The following is a 17,599-nucleotide window of genomic DNA, read 5'->3' as shown; positions in this document are numbered from 1 at the left end:
CGTCGACACCACGACACCGGCCGCGGCGCCCGGGAGGCGAACCGAGCCACGGACAAAGGGGAACGCCGCCATGACCACCGCCTCCGAACCCGCCCTCTCGGTGCGCCAGGTCCTCGCCCTGGACCGGGTGCTCGCCGGAGAGCCCGAGGTGGTGGCCGGCGCCGGCCACCTCGACCGGTCCGTCCGCTGGGTGCACGTCGCCGAGGCCGCGGACGTGGGGGTCATGCTCAGCGGCGGCGAAATGGTCCTCACCACCGGGGTGTTGCTCGCGGGAGACCCGGACGCCCAGGCCGAGTACATCCGTTCGCTGCACCGGGCCGAGGCCGCTGCGGTCGTCCTCGGACTCGGCCGGGCCTTCCCCACACCCCCGGTCGTGATGCGCCGCGCCGCCGAACGGTGCGGGCTGCCGATGGTCGTGCTCCACCGGCCCTTCCCCTTCGCCGAGTTGACGGAGGAGGTCCAGTCCCGGCTGGTACGGAGCAAGTTCGCCGCCGTGAGCCTCTCCGAGGCCGTACGAACGGCACTCACCGGACTCATCACCACCGGTGCCCCGCTCCAGCGCATGCTCGACGAGATCGCCGTGCACGCCGCCTGCCCCGTCGTCGTCACCAACCTCGCCCACCGGGTCCTCGCCACCGCCGGCGAACGCTCCGCCGTGGACGACGTCCTGCGCGACTGGGACCGCATCGCCCGGCAGGCGGGCGGCAGAGAGGGAGACGGCTGGATCCGCGCCGAACTCGGCGGGCGGGGCGAGCGATGGGGCCGCCTCGTGCTGTGCGGCCACCGGGGCGACACGGCGACCGGGCGGCTGCTCGCCGACCGCGGAGCCGAGGCCCTGGTCCTGCACCGCATGCTCGGGGTCTCCGCCCACACCTGGGAGGCGGAGTCCGCGCAGAGCCTGCTGACCGACCTGGTGAGCGGTGTCGTACCGGCCCGCCAGCTCCTTCCCCGGGCCAGGGCGGCCGGACTCCCCGTGAACCGCCGGACCTTCGTACCCCTGGTGGTCCGGGACGGCGACCCGGCCCGGCTCGACCGCGTGCTGCGCCTGCTGGGGCTGCCCGGGCTCGTCGCCGAACTGTCCGGCGGAGTCGTCGCCCTGCTGCTCAGCCTGGCCCGTGACCAGGACGCCGACGCCCTGGCCGCGCACTTCGCCCTGCGGCTGCGGCACGAGACCGGCGTCCCCGTGACCGTGGCCGCCGCCGGAGCCCGAACCGCCTGGGACGACGTCCCCGCCGGGCTGCGCGAGGCCCTGCACGTCGCCGAGGCCGCCCCCGACACACCCGCCGACCTGGACCAGCCGGCCCTGGTGCGTCTGCGCGACGTCCACCTGCGCGGCCTCGTCCGGCTGCTGCGGGACGACCCGCACGTCCAGTCGTTCGCGGAACGGGAACTCGACGGACTGCTCTGCGGCGCCCGGCCGGACGACCAACTGCTGCCCGTCCTGCGGACCTACCTCGCCACCGGCCGCAACAAGTCGCGCACCGCCCAGCTGCATCACGTCAGCCGGCCCGCGCTCTACCGCCGTCTGGAGGCGATACAGACCCGCCTCGGCGTCGACCTCGACGACTTCGAGCAGGCCGCCTCCGTACACATCGCCCTGCTCGCGCACGACGCGCAACAACGGTGAAGCCGACACACGGGAACAACGGTGAAGTTCGATGCACGACCACGACGAGACCCCCGGCACGACAACGGTGAGACCCGATGCGCGACGACGGTGAAGCACACGACTGCTCAGGCGGACACGGGACGAGGCGGAGGTGACACCGTGGAACGGAGAGGCACTTCGGACGTGACACGGTGCAACTCAGAGCGGCCGTCCGGGCTTTCTAGGCTCCTGGTGCGGGCGCCGGAGTTCGCGTCCGCACCAGCGCACCGAGCGACCGGAGGTCCCGATGAGCAGAGTGATCCGCGCCGCCGTCTTCCAGACCGCATGGACCGGCGACAAGGAATCGATGATCCAGGTCCACGAGCAGGCGGCCCGCGACGCGGCCGCGCAGGGCGCCCAGGTCCTGTGCTTCCAGGAGCTGTTCTACGGGCCCTACTTCTGCCAGGTCCAGGACAAAGAGTTCTACGCGTACGCCGAGCAGATCCCCGAAGGCCCCATCGTCCGGCGCTTCCAGGCGCTGGCCGAGGAACTGGGCCTCGTCCTCGTCCTGCCGATGTACGAGGAGGAGCAGCCCGGCGTCCTCTACAACACCGCGGCCGTGATCGACGCCGACGGCTCCTACCTGGGCAAGTACCGGAAGACCCACATTCCTCAAGTCCCCGGATTCTGGGAGAAGTTCTACTTCCGGCCCGGAAACTCCGGCTGGCCCGTCTTCGACACGGCGGTCGGCAGGATCGGGGTCTACATCTGCTACGACCGGCACTTCCCCGAGGGCTGGCGGGCCCTCGGCCTCGCGGGTGCCGAGATCGTCTTCAACCCGTCGGCCACCTCGCGCGGCCTGTCCGGCTACCTCTGGCAGCTGGAGCAGCCGGCCTCGGCGGTCGCCAACGAGTACTTCGTGGGCGCGATCAACCGGGTCGGACAGGAGGAGTACGGCGACAACGACTTCTACGGCACCTCGTACTTCGTGGACCCGGAGGCCCAGTTCGTCGGCGAGGTGGCGAGCGACAAGGAGACCGAACTCGTCGTCCGCGACCTGGACATGGCCAAGCTCCGCGAGGTGCGCGACCGGTGGCAGTTCTACCGCGACCGCGCCCCGGGTGCCTACGGGCCGCTGACCGCGCCCTAGATGCGCCCGGTGCCGCGAGTCCGGACCGGTTCCGGGCGCCGGACGGCGGCGCCCGGAACCGGCCGGCCCCGGGGCACGGCGGTCCGCACGGTCCGTCCCGTGAACCGCCCCACGAACTTCCGCACCAGGAAACAGCGTTGACCCCAGACCCTGACAGCCTCGGAATCCCTCCAGAGCACACACGACCGGAAGGAGAGGGAGCATGAGCCGTACCGTCATCCGCGGTGGTCTCGTCATCACCGCGTCCGACGAGATCCACGCCGACGTCCTGATCGAGGACGGCCGGATCGCCGCCCTCGCCGCGACGGGCACCCCCGCGGCCGAGTCGTGGACGGCCGAGCGGACCATCGACGCCACCGGCAAGTACGTCATCCCGGGCGGCGTCGACGCCCACACCCACATGGAGCTGCCCTTCGGCGGCACCTTCGCCTCGGACACCTTCGAGACCGGCACCCGGGCCGCCGCCTGGGGCGGCACCACCACCATCATCGACTTCGCCGTCCAGAGCGTCGGCCGCTCCCTGCGCGAAGGACTCGACACCTGGAACGCGAAGGCCGACGGCAACTGCGCCATCGACTACGGCTTCCACATGATCGTCTCCGACGTCAACCAGGAGACGCTCAAGGAGATGGACCTGCTGGTCGAGGAGGGCGTCACCTCCTTCAAGCAGTTCATGGCCTACCCGGGCGTCTTCTACAGCGACGACGGCCAGATCCTGCGCGCCATGCAGCGCTCCGCCGAGAACGGCGGCCTCATCATGATGCACGCCGAGAACGGCATCGCGATCGACGTGCTCGTCGAACAGGCACTGGCCCGCGGCGAGACGGACCCGCGCTACCACGGGGAGGTGCGCAAGGCGCTCCTGGAGGCCGAGGCCACCCACCGCGCCATCAAGCTCGCCCAGGTCGCGGGCGCCCCGCTCTACGTCGTGCACGTCTCCGCCGCCGAGGCCCTCGCAGAGATCGCCGGCGCGCGCGACGAAGGCCTGAACGTCTTCGGCGAGACCTGCCCGCAGTACCTGTTCCTGTCGACCGACAACCTCGCGGAACCGGACTTCGAGGGCTCGAAGTACGTGTGCAGCACGCCCCTGCGGCCCAAGGAGCACCAGGCGGCCCTGTGGCGCGGCCTGCGCACCAACGACCTCCAGGTCGTATCGACCGACCACTGTCCGTTCTGCTTCGTGGGTCAGAAGGAACTCGGCCGCGGTGACTTCTCGAAGATTCCCAACGGTCTTCCGGGTGTCGAGAACCGCATGGACCTGCTCCACCAGGCCGTCGTCGACGGGCACATCTCCCGGCGCCGCTGGATCGAGATCGCCTGCGCCACCCCGGCCCGGATGTTCGGCCTGTATCCGAAGAAGGGCACCATCGCGCCGGGCGCCGACGCCGACGTGGTCATCTACGACCCGCACGCCGAGCAGATCATGTCGGTCGAGACCCACCACATGAACGTCGACTACTCGGCCTACGAGGGCAAGCGGGTCACCGGACGGGTGGAGTCGGTGCTCTCGCGCGGCGAACTCGTGATCACCGACCGGGAGTTCACCGGACGCGCCGGACACGGTGTCTACACCCCCCGTTCCACCTGTCAGTACCTTCTCTGAGCGACCAGGAGTGGCGCCATGGACTTCGGACTCGTCCTGCAGACAGACCCCCCGGCCTCGCGTGTCATCGACCTGATGAAGCGGGCGGAGGCCAACGGATTCACGTACGGCTGGACCTTCGACTCGGCCGTGCTGTGGCAGGAACCCTTCGTGATCTACAGTCAGATCCTCGCGAACACGGAGAAGTTGACGGTCGGCCCGATGGTCACCAACCCGGGCACCCGCACCTGGGAGGTCACCGCCTCCACCTTCGCGACGCTCAACGACATGTACGGCAACCGCACGGTGTGCGGCATCGGACGCGGCGACTCGGCGATGCGCGTCGCCGGGCGCAAGCCCAACACGCTGGCCCGTATAAGCGGTGCCATGAAGGTCATCCGCGCCCTCGGCCGGGGCGACGAGGCCGACCTCGGCGGCGCGGTCGTCAAGTTCCCCTGGGTCAGACCCGGCGCCGAACTGCCGGTCTGGATGGCCGCGTACGGCCCCAAGGCCCTCAAGATGACCGGCGAGGAGGCCGACGGCTTCATCCTCCAGCTCGCCGACCTCTACCTCACCGAGTACATGGTGAAGGCGGTCAAGAACGCGGCGGCCGAGGCCGGACGCGACCCCTCCGAGGTGAAGATCTGCGTGGCCGCGCCCGCGTACATCACCGAGGACGACTCGCCCGAGGCACTCGCCCACGCCCGCGAGCAGTGCCGCTGGTTCGGCGGCATGGTCGGCAACCACGTGGCCGACCTGGTCTCCAAGTACGGCGAGCACTCGGCCGCGGTGCCCGACGAGCTCACCGACTACATCAAGGCCCGTGAGGGCTACGACTACTCCCACCACGGACGCGCCGACAACCCCGACACCGCGTTCGTGCCCGACGAGATCGTCGACCGGTTCTGCCTGATCGGCACGGCCGGGCGGCACATCGAGAAGCTGAACGCGCTGCGTGAGCTGGGCGTCGACCAGTTCGCCGTCTACGACATGCACGACGCGCAGGAGGCCACCATCGACGCGTACGGGACGCGGGTCATCCCGGCGGTCAACGGACAGTAGTCGAACCGGCGGCAGCCGACCGGACCGCGTTCGCAAGGTCCACCCCCGATCTCCCCTTCCCGCCGTCCCGGGAAGGGGACCAGGGCGCTCCCCGCGCACCCCCCCCAGGAGTCCCGCACGGCCTCTCCCGACACACACTCCCCAATGATTGGCCTGCTCATGACAGAAACAGTCCCTCCGGGCAGCGACAGCCCGCCCACCGGACAAGTCACGCTCCCTGACGGCCGGGTGGAACCGGCGCCCGGCGCACCCGTGCCGGCCGGCCCCTACGCCAACGCGGACCTGCTGCCGGTTCCGGTCGAGAAGCGCACCTGGACCACGTACAACTTCTCCGCGCTCTGGGTCGGCATGGCCCACAACACCGCTTCCTGGACGCTGGCTTCGGGCCTGATAGCCGTGGGGATGGACTGGAAGCAGGCTGTCCTCACCATCGCGCTCGCCAACCTGATCGTGCTCGTCCCGATGCTGCTCACCGGACACGCGGGACCGAAGTACGGCATCCCCTTCCCGGTCTTCGCCCGCGCCTCCTTCGGCGTTCGCGGGGCCAACCTCCCCGCTGTCGTACGGGCGTTGGTGGCCTGCGGCTGGTTCGGGATCCAGACCTGGATCGGCGGCGAGGCGATCTACTTCCTCGCGGGCAAGCTCTTCGGCGACGGCTGGCGCGACGCCTCGCAGTTCGGTGGCCACCCCTGGACCATGTGGCTGTCGTTCGCGATCTTCTGGGCGCTCCAGGTCGCCATCATCTACCGGGGCATGGAGACCATCCGCCGGTTCGAGAACTGGGCCGCGCCCTTCGTGCTCGTCGGCGCCGGTGTGATGCTGTGGTGGATGAGCGACAAGGCCGGAGGCTTCGGGCCGCTGCTCGACCAGCCGTCGAAGCTCGGCTGGGGCGCGGACTTCTGGAAGCTGTTCTGGCCGTCGCTGATGGGCATGATCGGCTTCTGGTCCACGCTGTCGCTGAACATCCCGGACTTCACCCGGTACGGCAAGAGCCAGAAGGCGCAGACCTGGGGACAGGCCCTCGGGCTGCCGACGACCATGACGCTCTTCGCCTTCCTGTCCGTCATGGTCACCTCGGGCTCGCAGGCGGTGTACGGCGAGGCGGTGTGGGACCCGGTCCAGCTGGCCGCGAAGACGGACAACGTCGCCGGGATCCTGTTCGCCCTGGTCACGGTGCTGGTGGCGACCCTGTCCGTGAACATCGCGGCCAACCTGGTCTCCCCGGCCTTCGACTTCTCCAACATCGCGCCCCGGAAGATCAACTTCCGTGCCGGGGCGCTCGCCACCTGCGTCCTCGGCGTCCTGATCTTCCCGTGGAAGCTGTACTCCGACCCGCAGGGCTACATCTTCACCTGGCTCGGCCTCGTCGGCGGGCTGCTCGGAACGGTCGCCGGCATTCTCATCGCCGACTACTGGATCCTCCGCCGCACCAGACTCGACCTCGCCGACCTGTACCGCAAGGGCGGCCGCTACTGGTACGACGGCGGCTGGAACTGGCGGGCCGTCGTCGCGTTCGTCACCGGCGGCGTCCTGGCCGTCGGCGGCGCGGACTTCCACCCGCTGATCGACGGGCGGCCCGTCCCCGCGCTGGAGTCACTCGCCGACTACGGCTGGGCGGTCGGACTCGGAACGTCGATGGTGCTGTACGTCGTGCTGATGCTGTTCCGCGCGGACGACGCGGCCGACGAGGTGGACGGCACCGAAGCCTGACGGCGGCGCGGCCCGGGGGGCGGTCAGGTCTTCTGACCGTTCCCCAGCGCCGCCGTCGCTTCCTTGGCCGCCTTGATGGCGCCCTTGTTGATCTCCTCGGTGCTGGGCGCCTTCTTCGTCTCGAAGTCGCTGCCGTTGTACGTGACGACCACCAGGGCGTTGGACGCCTGCACGATCACCACGCCTTCACGGGTCTGCTGCTTGTCCTCGGTGCTGAGATTGACGACCGAGTAGGCCGAGTCACCGAGGCCGGGCACCGCTCCGCCGCCGCTCTTGTCCGCGACGCGGTCCTTGTAGGCCTTCTCCGCCGCGGCCTCCGACGCCTTCACCTCGTACGAGACGTCGAGCCAGCGGTAGTCGAAACCCTTCAGCGCGTTCCACGAACAGGTGCGCCGCACGGCCTTGTCGGTCGAGGCGATCTCCTGGCCGGCCGTCTTGGCGCCGGGCACGAGGGACTTGATCGTCGCCACCTGCACACCGCCACAGGGCGCGGGTGACGCGGTGTACTTCCGGACGGCGGCCGAAGCGGAAGGGGCCGCCGCCGAGTCGTTCGTCTTTTCTTGTTCTTGCGTCGTTTTGTCCTCGGCAGAGGGGGTCGCTGCGGACGGGCCGGCCGCCAGGGCCCAGCCTGCGGAAGCGAGCAGAGCGACGGGCAGCAGGCGCGCGGCGAGCGCGAGCGGCAGAGGAAGGGAACCCAAAGCGCACTTCTCGTGGGGGATGGTGCGGAGGTGGTCCGCACTGCGGACGGGACGCCAGTGTCACACGAGACGCTGTGTCACGGAAGGGCCGACTCGCTCTCTGCCCGTGTCATGGCAGCGACTCACCTTGGCGACACTTGGTCGATATTGCTGAGGTATGCCCTGATTGTGCGCCCCTGTTGATCGTCTTTGGTGGATCATGTGTCGCATTCCGATCGGCACTGCTTCTCCAGGGTGCGGACAGGGAGCATCCGCTCGACGCGGTCGACGGCCGCGAACGCGCCGTAGGCCACGAGGCGCACCAGATCACGGTCGGTATCAGTGGATTTGCGCCATGCTGTCACATCCTCGTCGGTGGTGCGGTACGGGGCGAGCGCGGTCAGCAGCGCCAACCGCGCCCCGGGGCGCGAACGGTCCGGGAAGCCGTCCCACGCGAGCGACGGGTGCCCGCCGTCCCAGCCCTCCAGCGTCTCCCGTACGAGGGACCGGTCCGCCTCGTCGAGCAGCCCTCCGCCGGCGAGCGCGGCGTCGCGCAGGGCGGCGTAGGCGGGACCCACGGTGGTGCCCCGCGCCCATGTCGGCCCGGGGCCCGGGGCGTCGAGCAGTGTGAGACCCGCACCCGGGGCGGGCCGTCGGCGCACCGTCCTGGCCAGCGACCGTCCGCCCAGACTCCGTACCGCCCGCAACCGCTGCGCGTTGGCCGGCAGGAGGTTCTCGGTCAGCAGTACCGAGGCGATCCGGTTGATGAAGTGGAAGGTGAGCGCGGTGCCGATGTACGCCGGGGCGTGTGCGGCGGGGAACGGGTACGACGTCGTCTCCGGTGCCTCCGGCGCCCGGCTCGCCCTGCCCCACGCCAGGACGCGGGCGTGCCCCTCGTCGGACGGTGTCCGCCCGCGTGCGATCGCCTCGGCGAGCGAATGGTCCCCGGTGGCGTGCAGCAGCATCGTGTGCGCGTCCACGCAGAAGGGGCACCGGTTGGCCAGCGACACCCCGAGCGCGGCAAGCTCCTTCCCGGTCCTGTCGCCCTCGCCGGCGATCAACGACTCGCGCATCAAGGCCCAGGTGGAGGCCAGGAGTTGGGGTACCGGGGAGAGGACGACGAAGGTGGCCGGGCGTTCGATTCCGAAGTCCGAGGCCAGCTGGGCGTAGACGTCGGCGGTCACGCCGGTGACGGACTTCCGTGGGGGCGGAGTGGTGTACCGGAAGGGGGTGGGAAGGGACATGGCCATGGTTGCCTCCTTGGCCGACCGGCTGAGCCGGGTGGCTGCCGGCGGATCGGCTGTCGTCGGCAACCCTGGCCCGGACAGGGCCTCGGAGGCGTCGTACGGCCGAAGGCGATTCGGGCTGCCCCCGCGGGCCCGTGTCCGGCGCCGGCTACTGCGCCGGGAGTAGCGGCGCGTCCATCCGCAGGGCTGACGCGACAGGCGGAACCGCCGCATAAAGTGCCGGACATGCAGCTCGACCGAATGGTCCGCAGGCGTACGGCCGACGCGGCCCTCGCGGTCGTGGTCGGCGCCCTCGTGATGGCCGAGGCCGCGTTCAGCGACGGTACGACCGCCCTCGACCACGTCCTGATCGCCCTCGGCTCGCTCACGCTCGCGGCCTACCGCGATGCCCCGCGCGTCGTCCTGGCGGTCGCCACCGCGGCCACGACGGCGTACGTCGTGCACGCCCACCCCGGAACCCTGTCCGCCCTGCCCGTCCTGGGCGCGGTGCACACGGCCGCCAGAGTCGGCCACCGAGGCGTCGCCGCGCTCGCGAGTGCCGTGTTCCTGGCCGGATTCCTGATGACAGGACCGGAGTCGAGACAGATCGTGGAGCGGACGCTGCTGCTCACGGGCTGGTTCCTGTGCGCCCTGGTCACGGGCCTCGCCGACCGCAACTGGCGGGCCTACCTGCGCCAGACCGAACAGCGCGCTCTGGAAGCCGAACGCACCCGCGAGGAGGTGGCCCTGCGCCGCGCGGGCGAGGAACGCCTCCGCATAGCCCGTGAGTTGCACGACTCGCTCACCCACAGCATCTCGATCGTCAAACTCCAGGCCGGAGTCGCCGTCCATCTGGCACGCAAGCGAGGCGAGGAGGTGCCGCCCGCCCTGCTCGCCATCCAGGAGGCGAGCGGTGAGGCCATGCGTGAACTGCGCGCCACGCTCGAGGTGTTGCGCACGGACGAGTCGGTCGGCACGCCGGCGCTGCTGGTGGAGCGTGCCCGTGCGGCGGGGCTCGCCGTCGAACTGCGGCTGACCGGCCAGGAACGCCCGCTCGCCGCCCCGGTGGACCGTGCCGCGTACCGCATCGTCCAGGAGGCCCTGACGAACGTGGCCCGGCACGCGGGTCCCGCCCGGGTCATGGTCGAACTCGCCTATGAGTCGGACGTGTTGACGATAGAGGTGGACGACGACGGAATCGCCCGCCAGTCCCGGCCACCCGCCCCGGGGATCGGCCTCACCGGCATGCGTGAACGCGTCACCGCCCTCGGCGGCACCCTGTCGGCCGCGCCGCGGGCGGAGGGAGGCTTCTCGGTCCGGGCCGAACTGCCCCTGGGAGCGGGAGAGGAAGGACGATGAACGCCTTGGACGTGCCGACCGGTGGGAACCGTGTGATCAGGGTCGCCCTCGTGGACGACCAGGCCCTCATGCGCGCCGGTTTCCGCGCCCTGCTGGACGCGGAGGACGGCGTCGAGGTGGTGGGCGAGGCGGCCGACGGGCTGCGTGGACTGGCCCTGGTCCGCGCGGAGAAGCCGGATGTCGCCCTGGTCGACGTGCAGATGCCCGTGATGACGGGCATCGAGGCCACCCGCCGTATCGCCGCCGACCCGGAACTGCGCCGGGTGCGCGTGGTCATCCTCACCAATTACGGCCTGGACGAGTACGTCTTCGAGGCGTTGCGGGCCGGGGCGAGCGGCTTTCTGCTCAAGGACACCGATCCCGCCGATCTGCTGCAGGCCATCGAAGTCGTCGCCCGCGGGGAGGCGTTGCTGTCGCCTTCGGTGACCCGCACCCTGATCGGGGAGTTCGTGGCCCGGCCCCCGGACCGGGCGACGGCGCCGGGTCTGGAAGGCCTCACGCGCCGCGAACGCGAGGTCACCGCACTCGCCGCGCGCGGCCTGAGCAACGAGGAGATCGCCGCGCACATGGTCATCAGCCCCCTGACGGCCAAGACCCACATCAGCCGCGCGATGACGAAGCTGGCCGCCCGCGACCGGGCCCAACTGGTCGTCTTCGCCTACGAGTCGGGCCTGGTGACGGCACGCGGGAACGTGACGTGACGACACCCCCCACGGCTGCGTGCCATGATCTGCCCGTGATCGCGACCCGCCCGAAGCCCGGCCCACGGGCCCCCGCCGGGTCGGCCCCCCAGGGCGCCGACCGCACCGTCGCTCCTCGGGGCGCCGGCTCACACGGAGTCGTCCGCGTACGGGCGACGTGGCTGCCTCCGATCGTCCTCGCCCTTCTGGTGACGACCGCCACGGCCGGGTGCGGACTGACCGCCGAGATCGACCGGGAGCACGACCCCGAGCGCACGTCCGCGCCGGTCCCGGGTCCGAGCGCGACAGGTGCAGACACTCCGGACCCGCCGCGCGTCGAGGTGCCCGTGCCCGCGATCACCGATCCGGCCGTACGCGTCCAACAGGCCCACGGCTGCCCGGCGTCCGGGCTGCGCCTCGGCACCGGGCCGGGCGACGCGGCCATGGGCCTGCGCGGCATGACGCTCGTCCTCACCAACTGCGGCAAGCGGCCGTACACGGTCGACGGCCATCCCGCCCTCGCCGGGGTCCTCGATCCACAGGGCGCCACGATCACCGGCGTACGCTGCGTGACAGGGACGGACAAGGTGTTCATGGCGCCGAAGGATCCCGGCCCCCATCGCTTCACGCTCCGGCCGGGCGAGAGCGCGACGGCGGTCCTCCACTGGCGGATGGCGGCCGAGGAGGGCGCGTATCTCCGCGTCGCACCACAGAAGGGACAGGACGTCGTCACGCTACGGCTGCCCGACCCCCTCGACATCGGCCCGGACAACATCCTCGGCACTACGGCCTGGGCGCCGCAGTCCTGAATCAGCCGGACCCTGAACGTCCGTGCCCAGCGGTGTCCTCAGCGACCGCCCTCGGGGTGTCCGCATCGCCGCGCCGTCCCCCGGCGCCCAGGACGCCCGCCTTCCGGGCCGATCGGGGTGGGCGGACCCTCCGGCGCCGGACCTGCTGCACCCGTCCTGCTGCGCCCGCCCCGGCGGGTGCCATAGTCGGGACCTGGATCGATCGCTCCGTCCAGTGAGGTGGCAGGCATGTTCACGACCCGACCCACGCTCCAGGGCACCTTCGGCATGGTGTCCTCCACGCACTGGCTCGCCTCGCAGTCCGCGATGGCCGTCCTGGAGGACGGGGGCAACGCCTACGACGCCGCGGTCGCCGCCGCGTTCGTCCTGCACGTCGTCGAACCCCACCTCAACGGACCCGCCGGCGAGGTCCCGATCATCCTCGCCCCCGCGGACGGGGAGGTGCGCGTGCTGTGCGGACAGGGCGTCGCGCCCGCCGGAGCGACCGTCGCCCACTACCGGGGACTCGGACTCGACCTCGTGCCGGGCACCGGACCGCTCGCCGCCGCCGTACCGGGCGCCTTCGACGCCTGGATGCTGCTGCTGCGCGACCACGGGACCAAGCCCCTCGCCGACGTCCTGAAGTACGCCATCGGGTACGCCGAGGACGGCCACGCTCCAGTGGAGGGCGTCGGCGCGACGGTGAACAGCGTGCGCGCCCTGTTCGAGACGGAGTGGACCTCATCGGCCGAGGTGTACCTGCCGGGCGGCAACGCACCGCGCCCCGGCGAGCTGTTCCGCAATCCGGCCCTCGGCGCGACCTGGCGGCGGCTTCTCGCCGAGGTCGCCGGCGCGGGGGACCGGGGCGCCGAGATCGACGCGGCACGGGAGGTCTGGCGGTCCGGCTTCATCGCCGAGGCCCTCGTCCGGCAGGCCGCGCGCCCGGTCATGGACACCAGCGGAGAGCGCCACGCCGGCACCCTGACGGCCGCCGACCTGGCCGGCTGGTCCGCGACCTACGAGGCCCCGGCGACGTACGACTGGCGCGGCTGGACCCTGTGCAAGGCCGGACCCTGGAGCCAGGGCCCGGTCCTCCTCCAGCAGCTGGCGCTGCTCCCGCCCGAGCTGCCCCGCCACGGTTCCGCCGACTACGTCCACCTGCTCGTCGAGGGCTGCAAGCTCGCCATGGCCGACCGGGAGGCCTGGTACGGGGACGCGGCCGAGGTGCCGCTCGACGACCTGCTGTCGGAGCGCTACAACACCGGCCGACGGGCGCTCGTCGGGGACAAGGCGTCGTACGAGCTGCGCCCCGGCAGTCCGGGCGGCCGGGCGCCGCGGATGAGCGGGCACGCGCGCGTGGTCGCCGCCGGGGAGCCCGGCTTCGACGCGCTCGCCGTGCCCGGCGCCGGCGAGCCCACCATGGCCCGCGCGACCACGGAACCCGAGGTGGCACCCGACGGCGGCACCCGGGGCGACACCTGTCACCTGGACGTCGTCGACCGCTGGGGCAACATGGTCGCCGCCACTCCCAGCGGCGGCTGGCTCCAGTCCAACCCGGTCGTCCCCGAACTGGGCTTCCCGCTCGGCACCCGCCTCCAGATGGCCTGGCTGGAGGAGGGCCTGCCCAACTCCCTCACCCCGGGCCGCCGGCCCCGCACCACCCTGACGCCCTCGCTGGCCCTGCGCGACGGAGTGCCGGTCATGGCCTTCGGCACCCCCGGCGGCGATCAACAGGACCAGTGGCAGACCCACTTCTTCCTGTCCGTGGCCCTGCGCCCGCACGTGCGTGGCGGGCTCGACCTGCAGGGCGCGATCGACGCCCCCAACTGGCACAACGACAGCTTCCCCAGCTCCTTCCACCCGCGCGGCATGCGGCCCGGCAGCCTCACCGTCGAGTCCCGCACGGACGCGGCGGTCGTCGAGGAACTGCGCCGCCGGGGCCATGACGTCCTGGTCGCCGAGGGCTGGTCCGAGGGACGGCTGTGCGCGGTCGCCCGGGATCCCCGGACGGGCGTCCTGTCGGCGGGGGCCAACGCGCGGGGGATGCAGGGATACGCGGTCGGACGGTGACGTGCGGCCGGGGCCGGGTGCGGCCCCGGTGTCCGTGACCGCGGTCGGGTGACCGCGCTCACGGGCGGGCGTCGCCGGTCGCGCGGCGGCGGCGTCGGTGACCGGCGGCCCCGGGAATTCATGGTGATTCCACCCGCGATACCCCGGAGGGGTGGGGATTGTCAGTGGGGCGTGCTGTCATGGAGCCATGATCGAAACCACCGGATCCACCGAAACCATCGACGAGTTTCTCGCGCGCCGCGCGTCCGACGTGGAAGACGCCGTCCGTGCGGCGGCCGCCGCCGAGATCATGCCCCGGTTCCGGCAGCTCGCCGCGCACGAGATCGACCAGAAGTCCGGACCGCACGACCTCGTGACGGACGCCGACCGGCTCGCCGAGAGGTACCTCACCGGGGCGCTCACCGAACTGCTGCCCGGCTCGGTCGTGGTCGGCGAGGAGGCGGTGCACGCCGACCCCGCGAGCTACGAGGCGATCCGCGGCACGGCACCGGTCTGGATCGTCGACCCCGTGGACGGCACCCGGCAGTTCGTGCACGGCGACCCCGGGTTCTGCACGCTGGTCGCGCTCGTCCTGGACGGCGTGGTGCACGCCTCGTGGACGTACGCGCCCGCACGCGACGAGTTCGCCACAGCGATCCGGGGCCGGGGCGCCGTGCTCGACGGCGTGCCCCTGCGCTCCGGCTCGCCCGGACCCGGCCGCGACCTCGACATAGCCACCTCCCACCCGGACTACACGACGGACGAGCAGAAGCGCGCGCTTCTGGGCCTGCGGGTCGAGGGCGTCGTCCCGCGCCCGTGCGGCTCGGCGGGCCTGGAGTACCTGGCCGTCGCCCGCGGCGAGCTGGACGCCACCGCGTTCAGCTGGGAGGCGGCCTGGGACCACGCGGCGGGACTGCTGCTCGTCGAGGAGGCGGGCGGCGCCCACCTGACGCTCACGGGTGAGCCCTTCCGCGTCACGGGGGGTAACGCGCTGCCCTTCACCACAGCCCGGGACGAGGCCACGGCACGCCGGGTGGTGGCCCTGCTGACAGCAGCGGGGCCGGAGCGGGCGGCGACCGAGGCCTGAGCGAGGGTTCCGGGGCCCGCGCGGGGCCCCGGTCCCGTCCGGCGGCCGGCCCGCGCCTTCGCGGCCTCGCGGTCCAACGCCCCGTGCCGTCAAGGCTGTCGGTCCCCCGGCATATCCTGATCCTCAGTGGCCGTCGGCTGACAAAGGAGTCCGAAGGTGCCGTCGATGCTCGATACGGTCGTGGTGGGTGCGGGGCCGAACGGACTGACGGCTGCCGTGGAGCTGGCCCGCCGGGGCTTCTCCGTGGCCGTGTTCGAGGCGCGCGACACGGTGGGCGGGGGAGCGCGCACCGAAGAGCTGACCCTGCCCGGTTTCCGGCACGACCCGTGCTCGGCGGCGCATCCGCTGGGCGTCAACTCACCCGCGTTCCGGGCGATGCCCCTGGAGCGGTACGGCCTGGAGTGGCTGCACGCCCCGCTCCCCATGGCGCACCCGTTCCTCGACGGCTCGGCGGCGGTGCTCTCACGGTCGGTGGCCGAGACCGCCGCCTCCTTCGGGCCGCGCGACGCGGGCGCCTACCGCAGACTCGTCGCCCCGTTCCTGACCAAGTGGGACACGCTGGCGCACGACTTCATGTCGTTGCCGATGACCGCGCTGCCCCGGGACCCCGTCACCCTCGCCCGCTTCGGCCTGGCCGGGCTGCCTCCGTCGACCTGGCTGATGCGCCGCTTCCGCGACGAGCGGGCCAAGGCCCTGTTCGCCGGTCTGGTGGCGCACGTCATCGCCCCGCTGGAGGGGGTCGCCACGGGTGCCGTCGGCCTGGTGTTCGCGCTGGCCGCGCACGCCCGGGGCTGGCCCGTCGCCCGCGGCGGCTCGCAGTCCGTCTCGGACGCGCTGACCGCGTACCTCAAGGACCTCGGCGGCACCGTCCACACCGACTACGAGGTCAAGCGCCTGGACGACCTGCCTCCCGCGCGCTCGTACGTCTTCGACACCTCGCCCACGGCGCTCGCCCGCATCGCGGGGTTCGGGCGGTACTACGACGGCTACCGGTACGGAGCGGGCGTCTTCAAGATCGACTACGCGCTGGACGGGCCCGTCCCCTGGACCGCCGAGGAGGCCCGCTCCGCCGGGACGGTGCAGGTCGGGGCGAGCAGAGCCGAGATCGGGACCGCGCTGCGGGCGGCCTCGCGCGAGGGCCGGGCACCGGACGCGCCCTTCCTGATCACCGTGCAGCCGAGCCTCATGGACCCCTCCCGCGCCCCGGAGGGCAAGCAGGTCTTCTGGGCGTACGGCCATGTCCCGAGCGGCTGGACCGGGGACCTCACGGACGCGATCGAGCGTCAGCTGGAGCGGTTCGCGCCGGGCTTCCGCGACCGCGTGCTGGCCCGGGCGACCGCCGGACCGCCGGAACTCGCGGCCCGCAACGCCAACTACGTGGGCGGTGACATCGCCTGCGGCGCCGCGTCGGGGCTCCAGCTCATGCTCCGCCCCAGAGTGTCCGCGTTCCCGTACAGCACGCCGCACCCCGCCGTCTTCCTCTGCTCCTCGGCCACTCCGCCCGGGCCCGGTGTGCACGGCATGTCGGGGCACAACGCGGCGAAGGCCGTCTGGAGGAGGCTGCGACAGTCATGACCACGATCACGCTGGTACAGGGCGACATCACCCGGCAGAGCGCCGACGCCGTCGTCAACGCGGCGAACTCCTCGCTGCTCGGCGGCGGAGGTGTCGACGGCGCCATCCACCGCCGCGGCGGCCCCGCCGTTCTCGCCGACTGCCGCAGGCTGCGCGCCGGCCACTACGGCAAGGGGCTGCCGACCGGCCGGGCGGTCGCCACGACCGCGGGCGAACTCGACGCGCGCTGGGTGATCCACACCGTGGGACCCCGCTACGCGCGGGACGAGGACCGGTCGGAGCTGCTGGCCTCCTGCTACCGGGAGTCGCTGCGCGTCGCCGACGAACTCGGCGCCCGTACCGTCGCCTTCCCCGCCGTCTCCGCCGGTATCTACGGCTGGCCGATGGAGGACGCGGCCCGTATCGCGGTGGAGACGGTCCGGGCGGCGAAGACCGACGTCGAGGAGGTCCGCTTCGTGCTTTTCGACGAACGGGCGTACGACGCGTTCGCCGCACAGTTGAGGTGACGGGGGCAGGGGCGGGGGCGGGCGCCGGGTACGACAGGCCGGGTGGGGTGGTGTGACCGGCGTGGTGGACGTCCGGCGGCGCGTGCCGTCGGTGCCGGTGGTACCGGCCCGTGTGCGGGGCGGCTCCTGAGAGGAGCGCGACCGGACTACGCGACCGGACCTATGGGCCTGGGGCCTCAGGGACCGTTCTCCCCGAGAAGGTCACGCAGGGCCTTCTCCTCCCGGGAGCTGAGCCCGCCGACGAAGTGGAGCAGGGCCGCGATCGGGTCGGGCCCCCGGTCCAGGGCCTGGTGCATGGCCTCGGCCGTCAGCTCGGCCGCGTTCTTGGTGGGCCGGTACGCACCGCGACGGCCGTCCACGTCACGGAGGACCAGGCCCTTGTCGTACAGGCGCTTGAGGATGGTGTGCACGGTGTTGTAGGCGAGTCCGCCGCCGATCTCCGCCTGGATCTCGGCGGGCGTCAGCGCGTCGTCGGTGGCCCACAGGGCGGCGAGGACCTCGCTCTCCAACTCGCCGGCGCTGCGCCGTTCCGCCCCTCCTCGGGGACCTGTGCCAGCCAT

General features: G+C 72.1%; 15 protein-coding genes. 12 read left to right on the top strand and 3 right to left on the bottom strand.

What is annotated here, in order from left to right; genetic code table 11:
* Positions 1 to 70: 70 nt before the first annotated feature.
* The 5 genes from ACFYW7_RS15120 (at position 71) to ACFYW7_RS15100 (ending at position 7,092) form a co-directional block, all read left to right on the top strand.
* Positions 71 to 1,627, top strand: a complete 1,557-nt coding sequence (locus tag ACFYW7_RS15120; RefSeq protein WP_389502050.1) for a PucR family transcriptional regulator — start codon at positions 71 to 73, stop codon at positions 1,625 to 1,627.
* A gap of 268 nt (positions 1,628 to 1,895) precedes the next feature.
* The gene (locus tag ACFYW7_RS15115) at positions 1,896 to 2,738 is read left to right on the top strand and encodes a nitrilase-related carbon-nitrogen hydrolase (RefSeq protein WP_389502048.1); all 843 of its coding nucleotides are present in this window, start codon (positions 1,896 to 1,898) and stop codon (positions 2,736 to 2,738) included.
* A 202-nt stretch (positions 2,739 to 2,940) separates the two neighbouring features.
* A complete protein-coding gene (gene hydA, locus ACFYW7_RS15110; RefSeq protein ID WP_389502046.1) occupies positions 2,941 to 4,341 on the top strand; it encodes a dihydropyrimidinase in 1,401 nt (466 codons plus the stop codon).
* An 18-nt stretch (positions 4,342 to 4,359) separates the two neighbouring features.
* The gene (locus tag ACFYW7_RS15105) at positions 4,360 to 5,382 is read left to right on the top strand and encodes a TIGR03842 family LLM class F420-dependent oxidoreductase (RefSeq protein WP_389502044.1); all 1,023 of its coding nucleotides are present in this window, start codon (positions 4,360 to 4,362) and stop codon (positions 5,380 to 5,382) included.
* Positions 5,383 to 5,526: 144 nt separating this feature from the next.
* Positions 5,527 to 7,092 (top strand): NCS1 family nucleobase:cation symporter-1, encoded by a 1,566-nt coding sequence (locus ACFYW7_RS15100; RefSeq protein ID WP_389502042.1) that lies wholly within the window; start codon positions 5,527 to 5,529, stop codon positions 7,090 to 7,092.
* Positions 7,093 to 7,115: 23 nt separating this feature from the next.
* On the opposite strand, the gene ACFYW7_RS15095 is transcribed toward ACFYW7_RS15100, so the two are convergent.
* Together ACFYW7_RS15095 and ACFYW7_RS15090 are read right to left on the bottom strand one after the other, a co-directional pair.
* Positions 7,116 to 7,790 carry a hypothetical protein gene (locus tag ACFYW7_RS15095; protein ID WP_389502040.1) on the bottom strand — a complete coding sequence of 225 codons (675 nt, stop codon included), beginning with the start codon at positions 7,788 to 7,790 and terminating at the stop codon, positions 7,116 to 7,118.
* Between the two features lie 197 nt (positions 7,791 to 7,987).
* Entirely contained in the window at positions 7,988 to 9,019 is a 1,032-nt protein-coding gene (locus tag ACFYW7_RS15090) for a carboxymuconolactone decarboxylase family protein (protein WP_389502038.1), read from the bottom strand.
* Positions 9,020 to 9,241: 222 nt separating this feature from the next.
* Between ACFYW7_RS15090 and ACFYW7_RS15085 the strand changes: the two genes are divergently transcribed.
* The 7 genes from ACFYW7_RS15085 to ACFYW7_RS15055 all read left to right on the top strand — a co-directional run bounded on the left by ACFYW7_RS15085 (position 9,242) and on the right by ACFYW7_RS15055 (position 17,039).
* Positions 9,242 to 10,354: a sensor histidine kinase gene (locus ACFYW7_RS15085; RefSeq protein WP_389502036.1), complete on the top strand. Its 1,113-nt coding sequence runs from the start codon at positions 9,242 to 9,244 to the stop codon at positions 10,352 to 10,354.
* A complete protein-coding gene (locus tag ACFYW7_RS15080) occupies positions 10,351 to 11,055 on the top strand; it encodes a response regulator (RefSeq protein ID WP_389502034.1) in 705 nt (234 codons plus the stop codon). Before ACFYW7_RS15085 ends, ACFYW7_RS15080 begins: the two co-directional genes overlap by 4 nt.
* Before the next feature lie 35 nt (positions 11,056 to 11,090).
* Positions 11,091 to 11,843: a DUF4232 domain-containing protein gene (locus ACFYW7_RS15075; protein ID WP_389502032.1), complete on the top strand. Its 753-nt coding sequence runs from the start codon at positions 11,091 to 11,093 to the stop codon at positions 11,841 to 11,843.
* A 228-nt stretch (positions 11,844 to 12,071) separates the two neighbouring features.
* Positions 12,072 to 13,892: a gamma-glutamyltransferase family protein gene (locus ACFYW7_RS15070; protein WP_389502030.1), complete on the top strand. Its 1,821-nt coding sequence runs from the start codon at positions 12,072 to 12,074 to the stop codon at positions 13,890 to 13,892.
* Between the two features lie 187 nt (positions 13,893 to 14,079).
* Complete coding sequence (locus ACFYW7_RS15065; protein ID WP_389502028.1) at positions 14,080 to 14,958, top strand: inositol monophosphatase family protein; 879 nt, start codon at positions 14,080 to 14,082, stop codon at positions 14,956 to 14,958.
* Positions 14,959 to 15,123: 165 nt separating this feature from the next.
* Positions 15,124 to 16,533: a phytoene desaturase family protein gene (locus tag ACFYW7_RS15060; protein WP_389502026.1), complete on the top strand. Its 1,410-nt coding sequence runs from the start codon at positions 15,124 to 15,126 to the stop codon at positions 16,531 to 16,533.
* Positions 16,530 to 17,039 carry an O-acetyl-ADP-ribose deacetylase gene (locus ACFYW7_RS15055; protein ID WP_389502024.1) on the top strand — a complete coding sequence of 170 codons (510 nt, stop codon included), beginning with the start codon at positions 16,530 to 16,532 and terminating at the stop codon, positions 17,037 to 17,039. Before ACFYW7_RS15060 ends, ACFYW7_RS15055 begins: the two co-directional genes overlap by 4 nt.
* 176 nt (positions 17,040 to 17,215) lie before the next feature.
* Here the strand turns inward: ACFYW7_RS15055 and ACFYW7_RS15050 are convergent, their stop codons facing one another.
* Entirely contained in the window at positions 17,216 to 17,599 is a 384-nt protein-coding gene (locus tag ACFYW7_RS15050; protein WP_389502022.1) for a BlaI/MecI/CopY family transcriptional regulator, read from the bottom strand.

This window comes from Streptomyces sp. NPDC002580 (genome assembly GCF_042889485.1).
In the GTDB taxonomy this organism is placed as follows: domain Bacteria; phylum Actinomycetota; class Actinomycetes; order Streptomycetales; family Streptomycetaceae; genus Streptomyces.
The sequence above is the reverse complement of the archived record's forward strand: the minus strand, read 5'-3'. Positions and strand labels throughout refer to the sequence as shown.

Coding starts and splice junctions, on each gene's coding strand:
- hydA (WP_389502046.1), top strand. CDS start 2,941: ATGAGCCGTACCGTCATCCGCGGTGGTCTCGTCATCACCGCGTCCGAC.
- ACFYW7_RS15065 (WP_389502028.1), top strand. CDS start 14,080: ATGATCGAAACCACCGGATCCACCGAAACCATCGACGAGTTTCTCGCG.
- ACFYW7_RS15090 (WP_389502038.1), bottom strand. CDS start 9,019: ATGGCCATGTCCCTTCCCACCCCCTTCCGGTACACCACTCCGCCCCCA.
- ACFYW7_RS15100 (WP_389502042.1), top strand. CDS start 5,527: ATGATTGGCCTGCTCATGACAGAAACAGTCCCTCCGGGCAGCGACAGC.
- ACFYW7_RS15060 (WP_389502026.1), top strand. CDS start 15,124: ATGCTCGATACGGTCGTGGTGGGTGCGGGGCCGAACGGACTGACGGCT.
- ACFYW7_RS15050 (WP_389502022.1), bottom strand. CDS start 17,599: ATGGCTGGCACAGGTCCCCGAGGAGGGGCGGAACGGCGCAGCGCCGGC.
- ACFYW7_RS15105 (WP_389502044.1), top strand. CDS start 4,360: ATGGACTTCGGACTCGTCCTGCAGACAGACCCCCCGGCCTCGCGTGTC.
- ACFYW7_RS15120 (WP_389502050.1), top strand. CDS start 71: ATGACCACCGCCTCCGAACCCGCCCTCTCGGTGCGCCAGGTCCTCGCC.
- ACFYW7_RS15070 (WP_389502030.1), top strand. CDS start 12,072: ATGTTCACGACCCGACCCACGCTCCAGGGCACCTTCGGCATGGTGTCC.
- ACFYW7_RS15115 (WP_389502048.1), top strand. CDS start 1,896: ATGAGCAGAGTGATCCGCGCCGCCGTCTTCCAGACCGCATGGACCGGC.
- ACFYW7_RS15085 (WP_389502036.1), top strand. CDS start 9,242: ATGCAGCTCGACCGAATGGTCCGCAGGCGTACGGCCGACGCGGCCCTC.
- ACFYW7_RS15055 (WP_389502024.1), top strand. CDS start 16,530: ATGACCACGATCACGCTGGTACAGGGCGACATCACCCGGCAGAGCGCC.
- ACFYW7_RS15080 (WP_389502034.1), top strand. CDS start 10,351: ATGAACGCCTTGGACGTGCCGACCGGTGGGAACCGTGTGATCAGGGTC.